At 38.8% G+C, this 14714-nt stretch carries 12 protein-coding genes; 5 read left to right on the top strand and 7 right to left on the bottom strand.

The window, feature by feature from the left end; all coding sequences use genetic code 11:
* Window positions 1–40: 40 nt before the first annotated feature.
* Window positions 41–1210: an alanine--glyoxylate aminotransferase family protein gene (locus MKZ14_RS07725; protein ID WP_339280782.1), complete on the top strand. Its 1170-nt coding sequence runs from the start codon at window positions 41–43 to the stop codon at window positions 1208–1210.
* Between the two features lie 532 nt (window positions 1211–1742).
* Here MKZ14_RS07725 and MKZ14_RS07720 read toward each other — a convergent pair.
* Both MKZ14_RS07720 and MKZ14_RS07715 read right to left on the bottom strand, forming a co-directional pair.
* Window positions 1743–3071, bottom strand: coding sequence for a D-serine ammonia-lyase (locus MKZ14_RS07720; protein ID WP_339280781.1), 1329 nt, complete (start codon window positions 3069–3071; stop codon window positions 1743–1745).
* On the bottom strand, window positions 3061–3534 hold the full coding sequence (locus MKZ14_RS07715) for a YaiI/YqxD family protein (protein WP_258860615.1): 474 nt from the start codon (window positions 3532–3534) through the stop codon (window positions 3061–3063). Before MKZ14_RS07715 ends, MKZ14_RS07720 begins: the two co-directional genes overlap by 11 nt.
* Before the next feature lie 175 nt (window positions 3535–3709).
* Here MKZ14_RS07715 and gdhA point away from each other — a divergent pair, with 175 nt between their 5' ends.
* The 3 genes from gdhA to MKZ14_RS07700 all read left to right on the top strand — a co-directional run bounded on the left by gdhA (window position 3710) and on the right by MKZ14_RS07700 (window position 6787).
* Window positions 3710–5083 (top strand): NADP-specific glutamate dehydrogenase, encoded by a 1374-nt coding sequence (gdhA, locus tag MKZ14_RS07710; RefSeq protein WP_004269356.1) that lies wholly within the window; start codon window positions 3710–3712, stop codon window positions 5081–5083.
* Window positions 5084–5300: 217 nt separating this feature from the next.
* The gene (locus tag MKZ14_RS07705; RefSeq protein WP_004269355.1) at window positions 5301–5987 is read left to right on the top strand and encodes a phosphoribosylaminoimidazolesuccinocarboxamide synthase; all 687 of its coding nucleotides are present in this window, start codon (window positions 5301–5303) and stop codon (window positions 5985–5987) included.
* A 146-nt stretch (window positions 5988–6133) separates the two neighbouring features.
* Entirely contained in the window at window positions 6134–6787 is a 654-nt protein-coding gene (locus MKZ14_RS07700) for a Yip1 family protein (RefSeq protein ID WP_333006524.1), read from the top strand.
* Between the two features lie 100 nt (window positions 6788–6887).
* On the opposite strand, the gene MKZ14_RS07695 is transcribed toward MKZ14_RS07700, so the two are convergent.
* Together MKZ14_RS07695 and MKZ14_RS07690 are read right to left on the bottom strand one after the other, a co-directional pair.
* Window positions 6888–8090, bottom strand: coding sequence for a malic enzyme-like NAD(P)-binding protein (locus tag MKZ14_RS07695; protein WP_258860617.1), 1203 nt, complete (start codon window positions 8088–8090; stop codon window positions 6888–6890).
* A gap of 411 nt (window positions 8091–8501) precedes the next feature.
* Window positions 8502–9335 (bottom strand): MBL fold metallo-hydrolase, encoded by an 834-nt coding sequence (locus MKZ14_RS07690; RefSeq protein WP_339280780.1) that lies wholly within the window; start codon window positions 9333–9335, stop codon window positions 8502–8504.
* Between the two features lie 392 nt (window positions 9336–9727).
* Between MKZ14_RS07690 and MKZ14_RS07685 the strand changes: the two genes are divergently transcribed.
* Entirely contained in the window at window positions 9728–10339 is a 612-nt protein-coding gene (locus MKZ14_RS07685) for a TetR/AcrR family transcriptional regulator (RefSeq protein ID WP_058844658.1), read from the top strand.
* An 18-nt stretch (window positions 10340–10357) separates the two neighbouring features.
* Here MKZ14_RS07685 and menE read toward each other — a convergent pair whose 3' ends face one another.
* The 3 genes from menE to MKZ14_RS07670 form a co-directional block, all read right to left on the bottom strand.
* Complete coding sequence (gene menE, locus MKZ14_RS07680) at window positions 10358–11860, bottom strand: o-succinylbenzoate--CoA ligase (RefSeq protein ID WP_339280779.1); 1503 nt, start codon at window positions 11858–11860, stop codon at window positions 10358–10360.
* A 33-nt stretch (window positions 11861–11893) separates the two neighbouring features.
* The gene (locus MKZ14_RS07675; RefSeq protein ID WP_339281011.1) at window positions 11894–13468 is read right to left on the bottom strand and encodes an acyl-CoA dehydrogenase family protein; all 1575 of its coding nucleotides are present in this window, start codon (window positions 13466–13468) and stop codon (window positions 11894–11896) included.
* Between the two features lie 433 nt (window positions 13469–13901).
* Window positions 13902–14711, bottom strand: coding sequence for a sulfurtransferase (locus MKZ14_RS07670; protein ID WP_258860621.1), 810 nt, complete (start codon window positions 14709–14711; stop codon window positions 13902–13904).
* Between the last annotated feature and the right edge of the window lie 3 nt (window positions 14712–14714).

Genomic DNA, 14714 nt, shown 5'->3' with positions numbered 1-14714 from the left:
TTAGAAAATTTAGAATTTCTAACAAAGGGGATTGATGAATATGTATGAAAATATTTTAAGACATCCGGGACCAACACCGATACCAAAAAAGGTACAGCTTGCGATGAATCGGGATATTTTTAGTCATCGTAGTCAGGAATTTGTAGAATTATACCGAGAAACTATTGAATTAGTAAAGCCCATTTTCGGTACGACACAGGACATCTTACTTTTACCATCAGGCGGGACTGCTGCACTTGAGGCTGCGGCTGTTAATACGGTATCTGCTGGTGAAGAGGTTGTCGTCATCACAGTTGGAGCTTTTGGCGACTATTTCGTTTCTATCTGTGAGCAATATGGCTTCCACGTACATAAGCTTGAAAAAGAATGGGGACAAGCTTGCACAGCAGACGAACTACGAGCATTTTTACAGCCATTACAAACTGTTAAAGCCGTTTTTGTTACGTACAATGAAACATCCACAGGTATTTTAAACCCTGTTGCTGAACTAGCACAGGTAATCCGTGAAGAAACAGATGCCCTCGTTATCGTTGATGGTGTAAGCTGTATCGGTGGTGCTCCTGCTGAAATGGATGCTTGGGGCATTGATATTCTCGTGACAGGCTCTCAAAAAGCAATGATGCTCCCACCTGGACTCTCTCTTGTCAGCGTAAGCGAAAGAGCTTGGAAAGTCATTGAAGAAAATCAAACACCTGCTTATTATTTGAATCTTCAAAGCTATCGTAGCTGGGCGGAAAAGGGCATGACACCTAATACCCCTGCTATCACACTGATTTATGGACTGCACGAGGTGTGTAAGTTAATTGAACAGGAAGGTGGCTTTACGCAAACGGTTGCCCGCCATGAACTTATGAAAAACATGGTGCGAAATGCAATGCAAGCATTACACATTGAGCTATTAACTGAAGATCAATATGCTTCTCCAACTATTACAGCAATTAAAACACCTCAAGGAATTGATCTTGGTGAATTTTTGACGCACCTTAAGCAACACTATCATTTAGATTTCGCAGGCGGACTTGGTCATCTACAGGGTAAAATTTTTAGATTCGGCCATATGGGCTATTGCTTCCCAAGTGACATTTTACAAGCCGTTTCCCTACTCGAGGCTGCCCTACAAGACTTCTCCTATGATTTCGAACTAGGAGCAGGCATCCTTGCCGCACAAGAAGTATACTTAGCCGCACAACGTAAAGCACTACAACGTTAAAACAGCAAAAACAGGTGGAGAATTTTCCACCTGTTTTTTAATTGGATTTTTTTCTACTAAACTTGAAGTTGCGTTGCGCGTTTGTGGACGCTAATCTGAGCAGGTTGCTTCACTTTTTGAGAGCTTAAGACCCCAGTTTGAGCGGGTCCATACATTTTGTGAATGCTTTGGACTCCTATTGGAGCGGATCCACACATTTTGTGAGCGCTTTGGTCTCCTACTTGAGCGGATCCACACATTTTGTGAGCGCTTTGGACTCCTATTTGAGCGGATCCATACATTTTGTGAGCGCTTTGGACTACTACTTGAGCGGATCCATACATTTTGCGAGCTCTTTGGACTCCTATTTGAGCGGGTCTACACATTTTGTGAGCGCTTTGGTCTCCTACTTGAGCGGATCCATACATTTTGCGAGCTCTTTGGTCTCCTATTGGAGCGGGGCATCTCACTATTTGAATGCTTTACCCTATGCTCGAGCGGGATCTAACTAATAGAGGTCGAGCTTCCATCCAAACATAGCTCCACATCGTCTTTAATTAAATTCCTTGGCCTTTGCTAAATAAGCAGCTCGCATTGTAGGTGGGACCATACTGCCACCAGTGGCCCATACGAGATGTGTGGCTTGTGGGAGATGGCTTACTAATGCATGCTTTTCAAGATAGGATTGACCTTGTTGCAATAAACGAATGGCTCCAAACATCCCTGCGTGTGCAGATGGCTCTAAAAATAAATCTTCACTTTCCATGGCTAATCCTAGAGATGTAAATAATTCTTCATCTGATACTGTATAGCAACCACTTATATAGGTCTCCATCACTTTTCCTACAAATTTGGAGGCGCGTCCAACAGCTAACCCATCCGCTTCTGTTCGATTGTCAAGGCCTATATCTTCTACACTAATTGCATCATGTAAGCCTGTCATCAGCCCAATCGTCATACAAGGAGAAGCAACAGGTTCTGCAAAGAAAATATGCACATGCTCACCATAAATTTCTTTTAATCCATAGGCAACACCACCTGGTCCTCCACCTACGCCACATGGTAAATAGACGAACAATGGATGTGCTTCATCCACTGAAATATTCGTCCTTTCTAGCTGTTCCTTTAAACGCTTGGCAGCTACGGCATAGCCAGCAAATAAATCCTTAGAATTTTCATCATCAATAAAATGACATTTTGGATCTTGCTCAGCTTCCTGTCGCCCCTGCTCAACAGCTACACTGTAATCAGCTTCATATTCAATCACTGTCGCACCCTTTTCACGCAGTAAGGCTTTTTTCCACTCCTTGGCATCACTCGACATATGTACAACGACATTAAAGCCGAGCTTCTTGCCCATAATGCCGATACTTAATCCTAAATTTCCAGTAGAGCCTACTGCAATCGTATATTGTTGGAAGAACGACTGAAATTCTTCTGTTGCTAAAATCGCATAATCATCCACTTCTTTGAGTCTTCCACTTGCAAAAGCTAGCCTTTCTGCATGTTTTAATACCTCATAAATTCCTCCGCGTGCTTTGATTGAGCCAGAGATCGGTAGTGCATGATCACATTTTAAAAGCAATTGGCCAGGAATCGCCACACCATATGCTTGTTCAATAGCATTTTTCATTGTAGGAATCGCCTTGATCGTTGACTCAATTAAACCCTCGCTTTCTAGAAGCTCTGGAAAAGCTACTTTTAAATAAGAAGAAAAACGTAGTAATGTTGCTTCCGCATCATCCACTTCAGGCATCGTAAAGAGCGTTGTTCCAGGATTTTTCGTCCAATTTGTATTTTCCCACAATACAGTAGCTTTATTTGCTAGTTCGTTCAACTGCGGATATTGTTCAAATAGTTCGTGTTTATGTTCATTTTTCACCTGTAGATTCCTCCAGTTTATGGGCTAAAATTGCTCGTTCACAAATTTGTCGAAATTTCATTTCAAACGAAATATTGTTTTCTTGTGTTCTTTTTTTAGGTCCCTTTGTTCGTCCACCTGCCCTTCTAATTTTCTGACCAACATGTCGCATATCGAGCAAACGTTCGATGTTTTCATCAGACATTTCTCGTCCATTTTGATCAATCGGATACCCCCCTCGTGCTAAAACCATGGCTGCTAATCCGTAATCCTGTGTAATAACAATATCGTGTTTTGAAAGCGCGTTCACTAGCGTAAAATCAACCGAATCTGGACCTTTGGGTACAATAATTGTTATTACATTATCACGTTCAACACGATGGGATGTATCGCAAAATAAGATAGTTTCTATCTCAAACTCAGATGATATAGATAGTGCCAAATCCACGACTGGACAGGCATCAGCGTCTATAAGAACCTTCACAATAAGGCATCATTCCTTTCTCGTAATTAGATGAATCACTTAGAACTAAATTATATTAATATAATTTCAAAACAACCTCTCTTGCTCAATTTTTCACAAACTTTAAAAGTATTTTATTGAATAGTTTGAAAAATAGATATACGATACATCTATCAACTAAATGGGGGTTTTATTTATGACAATTACAACTGTTAGCAATGAACAATTAGCAAAAGAATACGTAGATGGCGTATTTGAGCAACTTAAACAACAGAACAGTCATCAAGCTGAATTTTTACAAGCAGCTGAAGAAATTTTCATCTCATTAGTACCCGTATTCGCGCAACATCCTGAATATATTAAAGCCAATATTTTATCTCGTATTGTGGAGCCAGATCGCATTATTTCTTTCCGTGTAGCATGGCAAGATGATAACAATCAAGTACAAGTAAATCGTGGCTATCGTGTACAATACAGTAATGTCATGGGCCCATATAAAGGCGGTCTTCGCTTCCACCCTTCCGTAAACGAATCCATCATTAAGTTCCTAGGCTTTGAGCAAATCTTTAAAAATGCTTTAACAGGGCAGCCAATCGGTGGTGGTAAAGGTGGTTCAAACTTTGATCCGAAAGGTAAATCAGATTCAGAAATTATGCGTTTCTGCCAAGCATTCATGACTGAATTATACCGCCATATTGGTCCAGATGTCGATGTTCCTGCTGGTGATATTGGCGTAGGTGCTCGTGAAGTAGGATATTTATGGGGCCAATATAAGCGTTTAACAAAAGCAAATGAATCAGGCGTATTAACTGGTAAGACTCCTGGCTATGGTGGCTCTTTAGCACGTAAAGAAGCAACTGGTTACGGTACTGTTTACTTTGTGAACGAAATGCTAAAGGATGCTAATGACTCATTCGAAGGTAAAACAGTGGTTGTTTCTGGTTCTGGTAATGTATCTACGTATGCCATTGAAAAAGCGCAACAGTATGGTGCCAAAGTGGTTGCTTGCTCAGATTCTTCAGGCTATATCTATGACCCAGAAGGCTTAGATTTAGATGCCATCAAAGAAATTAAAGAAGTAAAAGGTGACCGTATCTCAACTTACGTTAATTACCGACCAAATGCTACTTTTACAGAAGGTTGTACAGGTATTTGGACAATTCCTTGTGATATCGCCCTACCATGTGCTACGCAAAATGAAATTAACGGTGAGTCAGCTCGTACATTAATTTCGAATGGTGTGAAAGCAATCGGTGAAGGTGCTAATATGCCATCAGACCTTGAAGCAATCAATGAATTCCTAGAGGCAGGCGTATTATTTGGTCCAGCAAAAGCAGCGAATGCTGGTGGAGTTGCAGTATCTGCTCTTGAAATGGCACAAGATTCTAGCCGTGTATTTTGGTCATTTGAAGAAGTAGATGCGAAACTTCATCAAATTATGAAAAATATTTATACAGACAGCAAAGCAGCAGCTGAAAAGTATGGCTTCCCAGGTAACCTAGTAGTTGGTGCAAACATTGCTGGCTTTATCAAAGTAGCAGATGGAATGCTTACTGAAGGCGTCTATTAATAACCTTCTATTTTCAATGTTTCCTAGGATTTGATTTCGGAATATTCTTAATTTCAACCAAGGTGGTAACGAACATTCGTTATCACCTTATTTTTTATTTTCAATTCCGTTATAAAACATCAAAATAAACGTTTTAAACGAACATTTTTACCATTAAATATTTAGAACATTCGTGTTATAATTTTAGAGTACTATGAAAAATATTGGAGGGTTTTTTGTGGAATTATTGTATACAGGTAAAACAAAAAATGTGTTCAAATTAGAAGATGGTCATTATTTATTAAAATTTAAAGACGATGTTACAGGAGAAAACGGCGTGTTTGATCCAGGTGCAAATACTGTTGGTTTAACAATTGATGGGGCTGGCTTGGCTGGTTTACGTTTAACTTCTTATTTTTATTCAAAATTAAACGAACAAGGGGTTCCTACTCATTTCGTTGATGCTAACTTCGAAGATGCAACCATGACAGTAAAACCGGCAACTGTTTTCGGTAACGGTTTAGAAGTGATTTGCCGCTTTAAGGCAGTTGGTTCATTCCTACGCCGTTATGGTGCCTATGTAAAGGAAGGACAAGATTTAGACTCCTTTGTAGAAGTAACAATCAAAGATGATGATCGTTTAGATCCTCCAATTTCTGAAGATGCTTTAGCGATGTTAAACCTGTTAACTCATGAAGAATACGCCATTTTAAAACAACGTACAATTGAAATTTCCAAATTTGTAGCGGCAGAGCTTGCTAAAAAAGGCTTAACGCTTTATGACATTAAATTAGAATTCGGCCGCGATGCGAAAACGAATGAAATTTTATTAATCGATGAAATTTCAGGCGGTAATATGCGTGCTTACAAAGGTGATCAGTATATTGAGCCGTTAGAACTTGAGAAAATTATGTTAGCTGAATAATAGAAACAACCCTAAAAAGAGTCGACAATTACGACTCTTTTTTTATGTGTGGGCTTATTTTTATTTTCCATGAAACTTTTCTTTACTTCACTCGTATATTAACTATATGTAACAAGCAATTATTCTATTATTTTGGAGGTAGTTTGATGGAAAACTTGAATGAGACATCAAAAGAAGAAAGGTCAAAACTAAATCCATTTTTATCGGTTTGGATGCATCCAAAGCAAACGACTCGTTATATGATTAATGAAAAATCTATCGGCTTTGCAATTTTGGTTTTGTCTATTGGTTATATTGGCTCCCTTATGTCTGGATTAATTGATTCAGAATTTCTTCCTGATTTTTCGCCATGGCTTTTAGTCCTATTATGTGTCATTTTTGCTCCTATCGCAGGTATGATTGGCACAGCTATTTCTGCACTCATCTCTTGGCTATTCGGGAAATTATTTAAAGGTACTGGGACTTACTCGGACTTATTTAAGGGGTTAAGCTTAACTGCAATCCCATATATCGTGCTGGTTCCACTTTATATTATTTGGTTAATGACTTCACCCGATTCATTATTGGATCCTAATTTTATGGGTTCATTACCGTGGATTTTTTGGCCAACTATTTTAGTAAGCATCATTGTGACGATTTGGTCATTTGTTATTTCTGTAGGTGTAGTCGCTGAAGCACATCAAATTTCAAACTGGATGGCTTTCTTCACCATCTTTATTCCAGCCATTATTATCTTCATCGTATTATTTGTTCTTTTCTTTGTCATACTCATCGGTATTATTGGTGTTGGCATGATGTAAAAACTCGAGATAAAGCCTTTGTTTAATCGACACAGCATAATAATAAAAGCAGATAGAGAAAAAGCCTGTAACTTTTCTCTATCTGCTTTTTTAAATTTTATTAAACAGATAGTGCTGTACTTTGCTGGAATAGCTCCGATACGCCAGATTCTACAGCTGCCCCACTTACTGCGCGTGAGACGATTGCCACAACGCGTTCGTCCAAAGATTTAGGCACAATATATTCTTCCTTTAGTTCCTTATCACTCACAAGGGAGGCAATGGCTTCTACAGCAGCTAGCTTCATCGACTCATTAATATCCGTAGCACGCACATCTAAAGCACCACGGAAAATACCAGGGAATGCGAGAACATTATTAATCTGATTTGGATAATCAGAACGGCCCGTTCCCATAACACGTACTCCCCATGCTTTGGCATTTTCATACGTAATTTCAGGATTTGGATTAGCTAAGGCAAAGACAACTGGATTTTCATTCATGGACGCAATATGTGCCTCCGTTAATAGATTGGCTACAGAAACACCAATAAAGACATCTGCACCTGTTAGTGCATCCTCCAGTGTACCATGTTGCTTATTAGGATTTGTCAAATGAGCAACCGCTTCTTTAATCGGATTCATCCCCTCTGTACGACCCTCATAAATAATACCCTTTGTATCGCACATATAAATATTTTTATAGCCCATTTGCACAAGAATGCGTAAGATCGCAATACCTGCAGCACCAGCACCGTTAATCACAACCTTCATCGTTGCTACATCCTTTTTCACAATACGATTAGCATTTATCATCGCCGCTCCTACAACAATCGCTGTTCCATGTTGATCGTCATGAAAAACGGGAATATCACATTCTTGACGTAGGCGATCTTCAATTTCAAAGCATCTTGGTGCTGAAATATCCTCTAAGTTTACCGCACCAAATGTCGGGGCAAGCGCCTTCACAATGCTGACGATTTCATCCGTATTTTTTGTATCTAAGCATATTGGAAAAGCATCAACATTGGCAAAACGCTTTAGTAAAATCGCCTTCCCTTCCATTACAGGTAATGCCGCTTTTGGTCCAATATCTCCTAACCCTAAAACCGCTGTCCCATCCGACACAACAGCTACCATATTGCCCTTCATTGTATAGTCGTACACAAGCGAAGGATTTTTCTCAATCTCTACACATGGCGCTGCTACCCCCGGTGAATAAGCCAAACTAAGATCATAGGAATCTTGTACAGGTACCTTTGAGTTCACCTCTAATTTCCCGCTATAGTGTGCATGCATTTCTAATGCCTTTTTCATTACGTCCATTCCATCCCATCCTTTTCCCTTTGAATTTTTATTATATTTCAGAATCATAATACTTTGTGAAAATATAGTCAACGAATTTTCTGTCAATTTATTTTAATCTTCAAAAAACCATTATTTAATGACTTTCATTACACTTTTCTGTCAAATTAAACATTTCACAATCAATTATTTTAAGATAATTAATGCAGTTGTTAACACATTATAAAGTGTACACATAGAGCCATTTAGCCTGTTCAACTTTTCACATAGTATTTTTCTTATGTAAATGAGAATTTTTTCACAAACTTTTGTAAGCGCATCCATTGTCCTTATTGACTTTGTCACAATTTATTCACATTTTTTCACAAAGTTTTTTATTATGTATCTCAAAGTATTTATGTAAGTCACAGCTAACCAACAAAAAAAGAGCCCTTATGTTAAGGACTCCTGCGTAAAGTGATGGATAAAAGCCGTGATAATATGCTTGGAAGACCATTGTTCCCCAGATACTTTCGTAATCGGATAATCACGAGGAAAAATTGTTTTGGTCATTTCTTCAATCGTATAACCTTGCATAAACAATTGCTTTACTTTTCCCTCCATGTCTTCTAAATAAGCCATTTTTTCCTGTATTTTTGTTCGCCCATCTGCTATAAAGCCCGCATGACAGCAATAGACGACATCGAAATCGTAGTTGACTATTTTCCTCAAAGACGCCAAGGTATGTACGATGTTTTCTTCATCAAGCACAACCTTCGTCTTTGGCTGGATAAACAAATCTCCTGTAAACATAGCACCTGTTTCCCGATTGTAAAACGACAAATGATCTGTTGTATGCCCAGGTGTTTCAATGACATCCCATGTAGCTGATTTCGTTTGAATAGTATCGCCAATTGCTTGGGCAACAAACGCCGGTCGTTCCCCCCAAAGTGCCTGACGATAAAGCGGATAATCTCCATCCACTGCACAAATGCTGACTGAATCTCGGTGTATATAGATAGGTACATTTTTATGATGGTGTTGAATCCATGCAGCATTGCCTACATGATCCTCATGAGAATGCGTTAAGGCCAATTGCTCTATTGGTATTTCATTAAAAAAGGATTGGAATTCCTGCGACAGCGAATAGGAGCCTGTATCAATCAGTAACCCATCCACAAAAAAACTGTACACACTCATGCCAATCCCCTGAACTGCTACTTTACCATGTGCACATCGTACATCATGATGCTGTTCAATCTCTATACTTTTCTCACGTGTAAACATCCTCTTCCCCCTTTGCCCCTTGTACAAAAAAGTGTAGCATATAATGAATGGCGAGTCATTTTTGCGAATAGATAACAACAACGGAATTTTTCTTTACATATTTTCCGAAATGCTAACACATAAAGAAATAAACATATATTGACAGTCAGCAAAAGCAATGTATGACTACCTGCCAGTCATTTGTAAAAATTTCTAACTAACAATGATGAAAAGTTTTTAACACTCTTACAGTTGCGTGTTAACTGGACTTGCTTACCTCCCAGTTAACACAAAAAAATCCATTTATCTTAAAAAATACAATTTTATTACACTAAGTATCACGTAATTTGATTGTCAATATCTGATGTTTTTTATAGAATCTTATTTATATAAAGTGTAAAGGAGCAATACTTATGGAGACAAAAGAGGTTCAGCATGTATCCAAACGACAACAGAAGAAAACGATCAATAGAGAAAATATTATTAATGCCGCTATCGAATTATTTAGTTCAAAGTCATTTGCTGAGGTGAGCATGCGGGCTATCGCTAAACATGCAAACGTTTCTCCAGGTCTAATCTATCAATATTTTGATGACCAACAACATTTATTTATGACGGCATTTAAAATTGAAAGCTCCAGCCTTTTAAACGTATTGCACCAAACCGTCGAGGGACAAGATCATCAACTCGAATTACTGGCAACAAAATATATAGAATACATGTATATGCACGATAATTTATATCATATGATGACCTATTTCATGCTAGAAAACGAACAACATGGCAATGTCTCACAAGAGCTACATGACATAATCGATGAGTTATTTTCACTTTTCAGAGAAGCTTTAAGACAACATCTCCCTGATGACCATCTTAAACATACTGTTCAACTTTTTTTCGCATCGTTAAATGGCCTATTAATTACCTATAAAAATTTACCTGGTCGTTCATCAGACTCCAATTTGCAACATATTAAGCAACTAACAAATCTTTTGGTCCATACAATAAAAAGGCAGGAAAAATAATACCTGCCTTTTATTTTTTTATGGTTGTTTGACTACCTGCTTTAACTGATGCTTGAGTAATTTTCCAACAGCATTGCGAGGAAGCTGTTCAACAAACTCTATTTCTTTCACTGCTTTATAAGAAGCTAAATTTTCTTTACAAAACGCCATTATGTCCGCTTCTGTTATCGATATGTTTGGTTTTACCACTATATAAGCTTTTGGAATCTCGCCCCACTTTTCATCCGGCATGCCAATCACCGCTACATCAGCAACAGCTGGATGTTTGGCAAGAGCTAATTCTAATTCTGCAGAATAAATATTTTCTCCGCCACTAATAATCATATCTTTTATTCGATCAACAACATATAAGTAGCCATCACGATCTATATAACCAACATCTCCAGTATGGTACCAACCATTCTTTAATACTTGCTTTGTCGCTTCCCTATTTTCGAAATAGCCAACAAACACTTGTGGGCCACGTAAGCGGATTTCTCCTACCTCACCTGCAGGTAACACTTCGCCTGATTTCACATCAACTACGGCTATTTCACCATGCATCATCGATTTGCCCATAGAATCATACTTATCTTTATTCATCTGCTCCTTCCATATTGTCACTGCCCCTGTGTATTCCGTAATACCATATACCTGCTGAATCGGAATACCTAGTTGACGAAATCCTAAAATAAGTGGCACAGGCACAGATGAAGCACCACAGGTAATGTTACGAATAGAAGATGAGTCAGCGTTAGCAACCTCATACGTTTTTAATAAGTATGCTAACATTGTTGGTACTGTCATCATGGTCGTAATCTTTTCTTGTTCGACAATTTTCCAAGCTGCCATAGGTTCAAACGCTTCCATGAGTACCATTGTACAACCACACAGAATATTTGTGATGAGCGGAGCGATGCCACCTATGTGAAAAAATGGTGCCACCATTAAAAAACGATCATCCTCCCACCAATCGATGGTTTGCGATAACCCCATCCCAGCAGCCAATAAATTATTATGGGAAATCATCGCTCCCTTTGGCTTACCTGTTGTACCCGATGTATACATAATAAGCGCTACGTCATCATTACTTGCATCATAAACAGGTTCTTGACTGTTCTCTTCAAAAATAGCTTGCAAGGAAGGGACAGTTGCATGTGATAGAATGTCAGTATTGACACCTTGTACTTGTAATGCTTGCATCATTGACGCAAAATCAACATCATAAACAATGAGTTTTACTTTACTATTCTCCACAATATATTGAAGCTCCGGCACTTGTAGACGCCAATTTAAAACAACGGTGATGACACCAATTTTCGCTGCTCCCATTAACACTGCAATGAAATCCTCATTGTTTTTGGATAAAATCGCTAGACGATCCCCTTTAGCAAAACCTTGCTTCTTTAAAAAATGAGCAAAGCCATTGGCCCTCGCATTCATTTGTTGAAATGTCCACCGCTTGTCTTTGTGAATAAAAGCCTCCTTCTCCCCCATTAAAACTGCACGATCCTGTAATAACTTACCAATATTAATGTTCATAATTGTCACCCCTAAACAATTTTTGTCCACATACTAATCTAGTGCAATTGGTAAATCCTTTATATCCTTTATCGTTTGTTCCTGGAATAAGGTAAAAATCTCTTCCCAGATTTGTTCCCATTTCCTTGCTGCTTGTCGATTTTCAAAGTTTGGTAACGCGGTTAAATTCACTTGCATTAATTGTTCGATTTGCTCTGCAAACCGCTTTACTTCCTTCGTCGAGCTATCTACAAGAATACTAGCAATTAAATCATAAATAGAAATTTGCGGTCTCATCTTCACAAGATCTCTATATATCTGAGATAATAAAACATTTCTTGGCCCCTCCCATAATTCATTTACTAGACTATCTCTAAACAATCTTGGAATGACTGAAAAATCTTCAATCGCCCCATGTCCACCAAAAATAGAAATAGCCAACCTTAGCTTATCTACAGCTTCTTTAGAAGCATAAATTTTTTGCAATAAAATTAATTCACGCACAACGAACGCTTCAAGAGTATTAGGTTCTTGTTGTGTTTGAAGAAACGCTTGGTAAATATAAAAGGCTGAGCCTACAATACGTTTAGCGGCATATTCTAAATCCTCAAGCTGTGCTGCAGCCATTGGAAATTCATCAATGCGCCGATCAAATACTGATCTAAAGCTTGCGTATAGCTTAGCTTCTTGTGCTGCTCTCATTAAAAAAGCACCACTAGCAAATCCAATATCCAACCTTGAGCGGGTTAAAACAATACTAACAGCAAGAGCAACACCTCTATTTTGTGGGCCTACGCGATAAGCAATAGCTCCTTGATAATCGATTTCTGCTGATGGTAACTCTGCAGTACCAATTTTCCATTTCAAACGATTGATCACGTGATGATTTCTTTTCTCTTTTTCCTTATCCCCTTGAAGCCAAGTAGGTACAATAAACACCGCAATATCATCAGTGTGCTCGATGCGCGCAGTCACTACAGCATAATCGGCATGCACCGCTGAGCAGAAAAATTTATTGCCAAATAGCCGATAATGATCGCCCTCAGGCTTAGCCATTAGTACATTCGCTGGAATGTTTGATCCCCCTTGAATCTCTGACATATACTGTGCACCGATGCCAAAATGTCCCTCATAGCCTTCTGTCACATGCTCATATATACGCTTTACTTCATCAGGAACCTCCTCCTTGAAATGATCGATTAAAGCAACCAGTCCGTCTGTACATGCTAGTGGACAAGTAATACCAGCTTCTCCATTACCATGTAAAAAAAAGCGCTTAATGATCCCTTCATTTTTCAACTGTTCCTTAGAAAATAGACCCTGTCCAAATATGTCTTTCTCCATTTGTTGCATCTGGTTTGAACGAATAATGCGATCAATGCGCTCATTATATGCATTGTAATGTCTTATTTTAGGCTGATTTTCCGGACGTGCACTTTCAGCAGCTATTGCACGCCAGTCCGATGATAGTTTTTTCACAAAAGGCTCCAGTCTCGGCAGCATCTCATCCCATGTTTCATGACAAAACTGTTGCAAAACTTGTAATAAAAAAGGATTATCTAAATCATTCATAGCATCTCTTTTGTCAATAAATTCTCGAAAACTATATGTTTTTTCTCCAACATGCACCAATACACACACTCCTTTTCTAAATTTTAAGAATATTTTATCATCTTAAATTTAAAAAGTAAACAGTGTTTATTTTTGATCCTCTAAGTACATTTTACTATTTTAATCGTGCTATCTGATACTTCGAGCAGTCTATCCACTACTTTTTCTGTTCTATCCTTCACTTTGTACATTCTATCCACTACTTTTTCTGTTCTATCCATCAATTTATGCTTTCTATCCACTTCGATGGAGCCTATCCTTCACTTTGAGCTTTCTATCCACCTCTTTTTCTGTTCTATCCATCACTTTGCACATTCTATCCACCTCGATGAAGCCTATCCTTTATTTTAAGCTTTCTATCCACCTCTTTTTCTGTTCTATCCATCAATTTATGCTTTCTATCCACTTCTCTAAGCGCTAAAAAAACGCCCACCGAAGTGAGCGTTTCTTGTTATTCGTTTGTGCCTTTTTCCACGTCATATTCTGTAATCCAATCACTGAAGCTGCCTACATATAATTGGATGTTTTCATAGCCTTCATCTGCTAATACAGCATAAAGCGGAGAGGCGGTTACGCCGCTTCCACAGTAAACAACAACCTGTTCATCAGGTGTAACTTTTTGACGTAATGCATCGTTTGCCTTTAGTTGACCATTTGACTTCAATTGCTCCCAGTCAAAGTTTTTCGCAGTTGGGATATGGCCAGCTACTTTATCCAATGGCTCTACTTCCCCTCTATACCGTTCAGCAGCGCGCGCATCAAGTAAAGTGGCTTTCACCTCTCCATCCACAATGGCTTTTACGGCTTGGCGTGGTGCGTAAAGCTCATCTTTCCAATCAAACTCAATGATGGTTGGTGGATATTTAATAATATCCTTGGTAAAAGGAATTTTCGCCTCAAGCGCAGGGGCACCTCCGTTGACAATCACTACATTTGGGAAACCAGCGTAGGTAAGCATCCACCAGGCGCGTGGGGCAAATGGAGCTGCTCCTTGGTCATAAACTACAATCTGATCTTCATAGCGTAATCCTAGTTCTTGAAAAACGGATGCCAATTTTTCTTTGCTTGGCATCGGATGACGACCGTCTTTGCTGTCCATATCCGATAACTGCTGTTCTAAATCAATATAGATAGCACCAGTAGCATGACCCTCCTCGAATGCCTTTTTGCCAGCCTCTTTGTCCTGAAGATCGAAACGAGCATCGATAAAACGGACGTTATCAAACTGAATTTCATCCACTGATTTGAATACTTTTCCCATTGG

It is taken from the genome of Lysinibacillus sp. FSL P2-0066, assembly GCF_037969495.1.
GTDB lineage: Bacteria > Bacillota > Bacilli > Bacillales_A > Planococcaceae > Lysinibacillus > Lysinibacillus boronitolerans.
The sequence above is the reverse complement of the archived record's forward strand: the minus strand, read 5'-3'. Positions and strand labels throughout refer to the sequence as shown.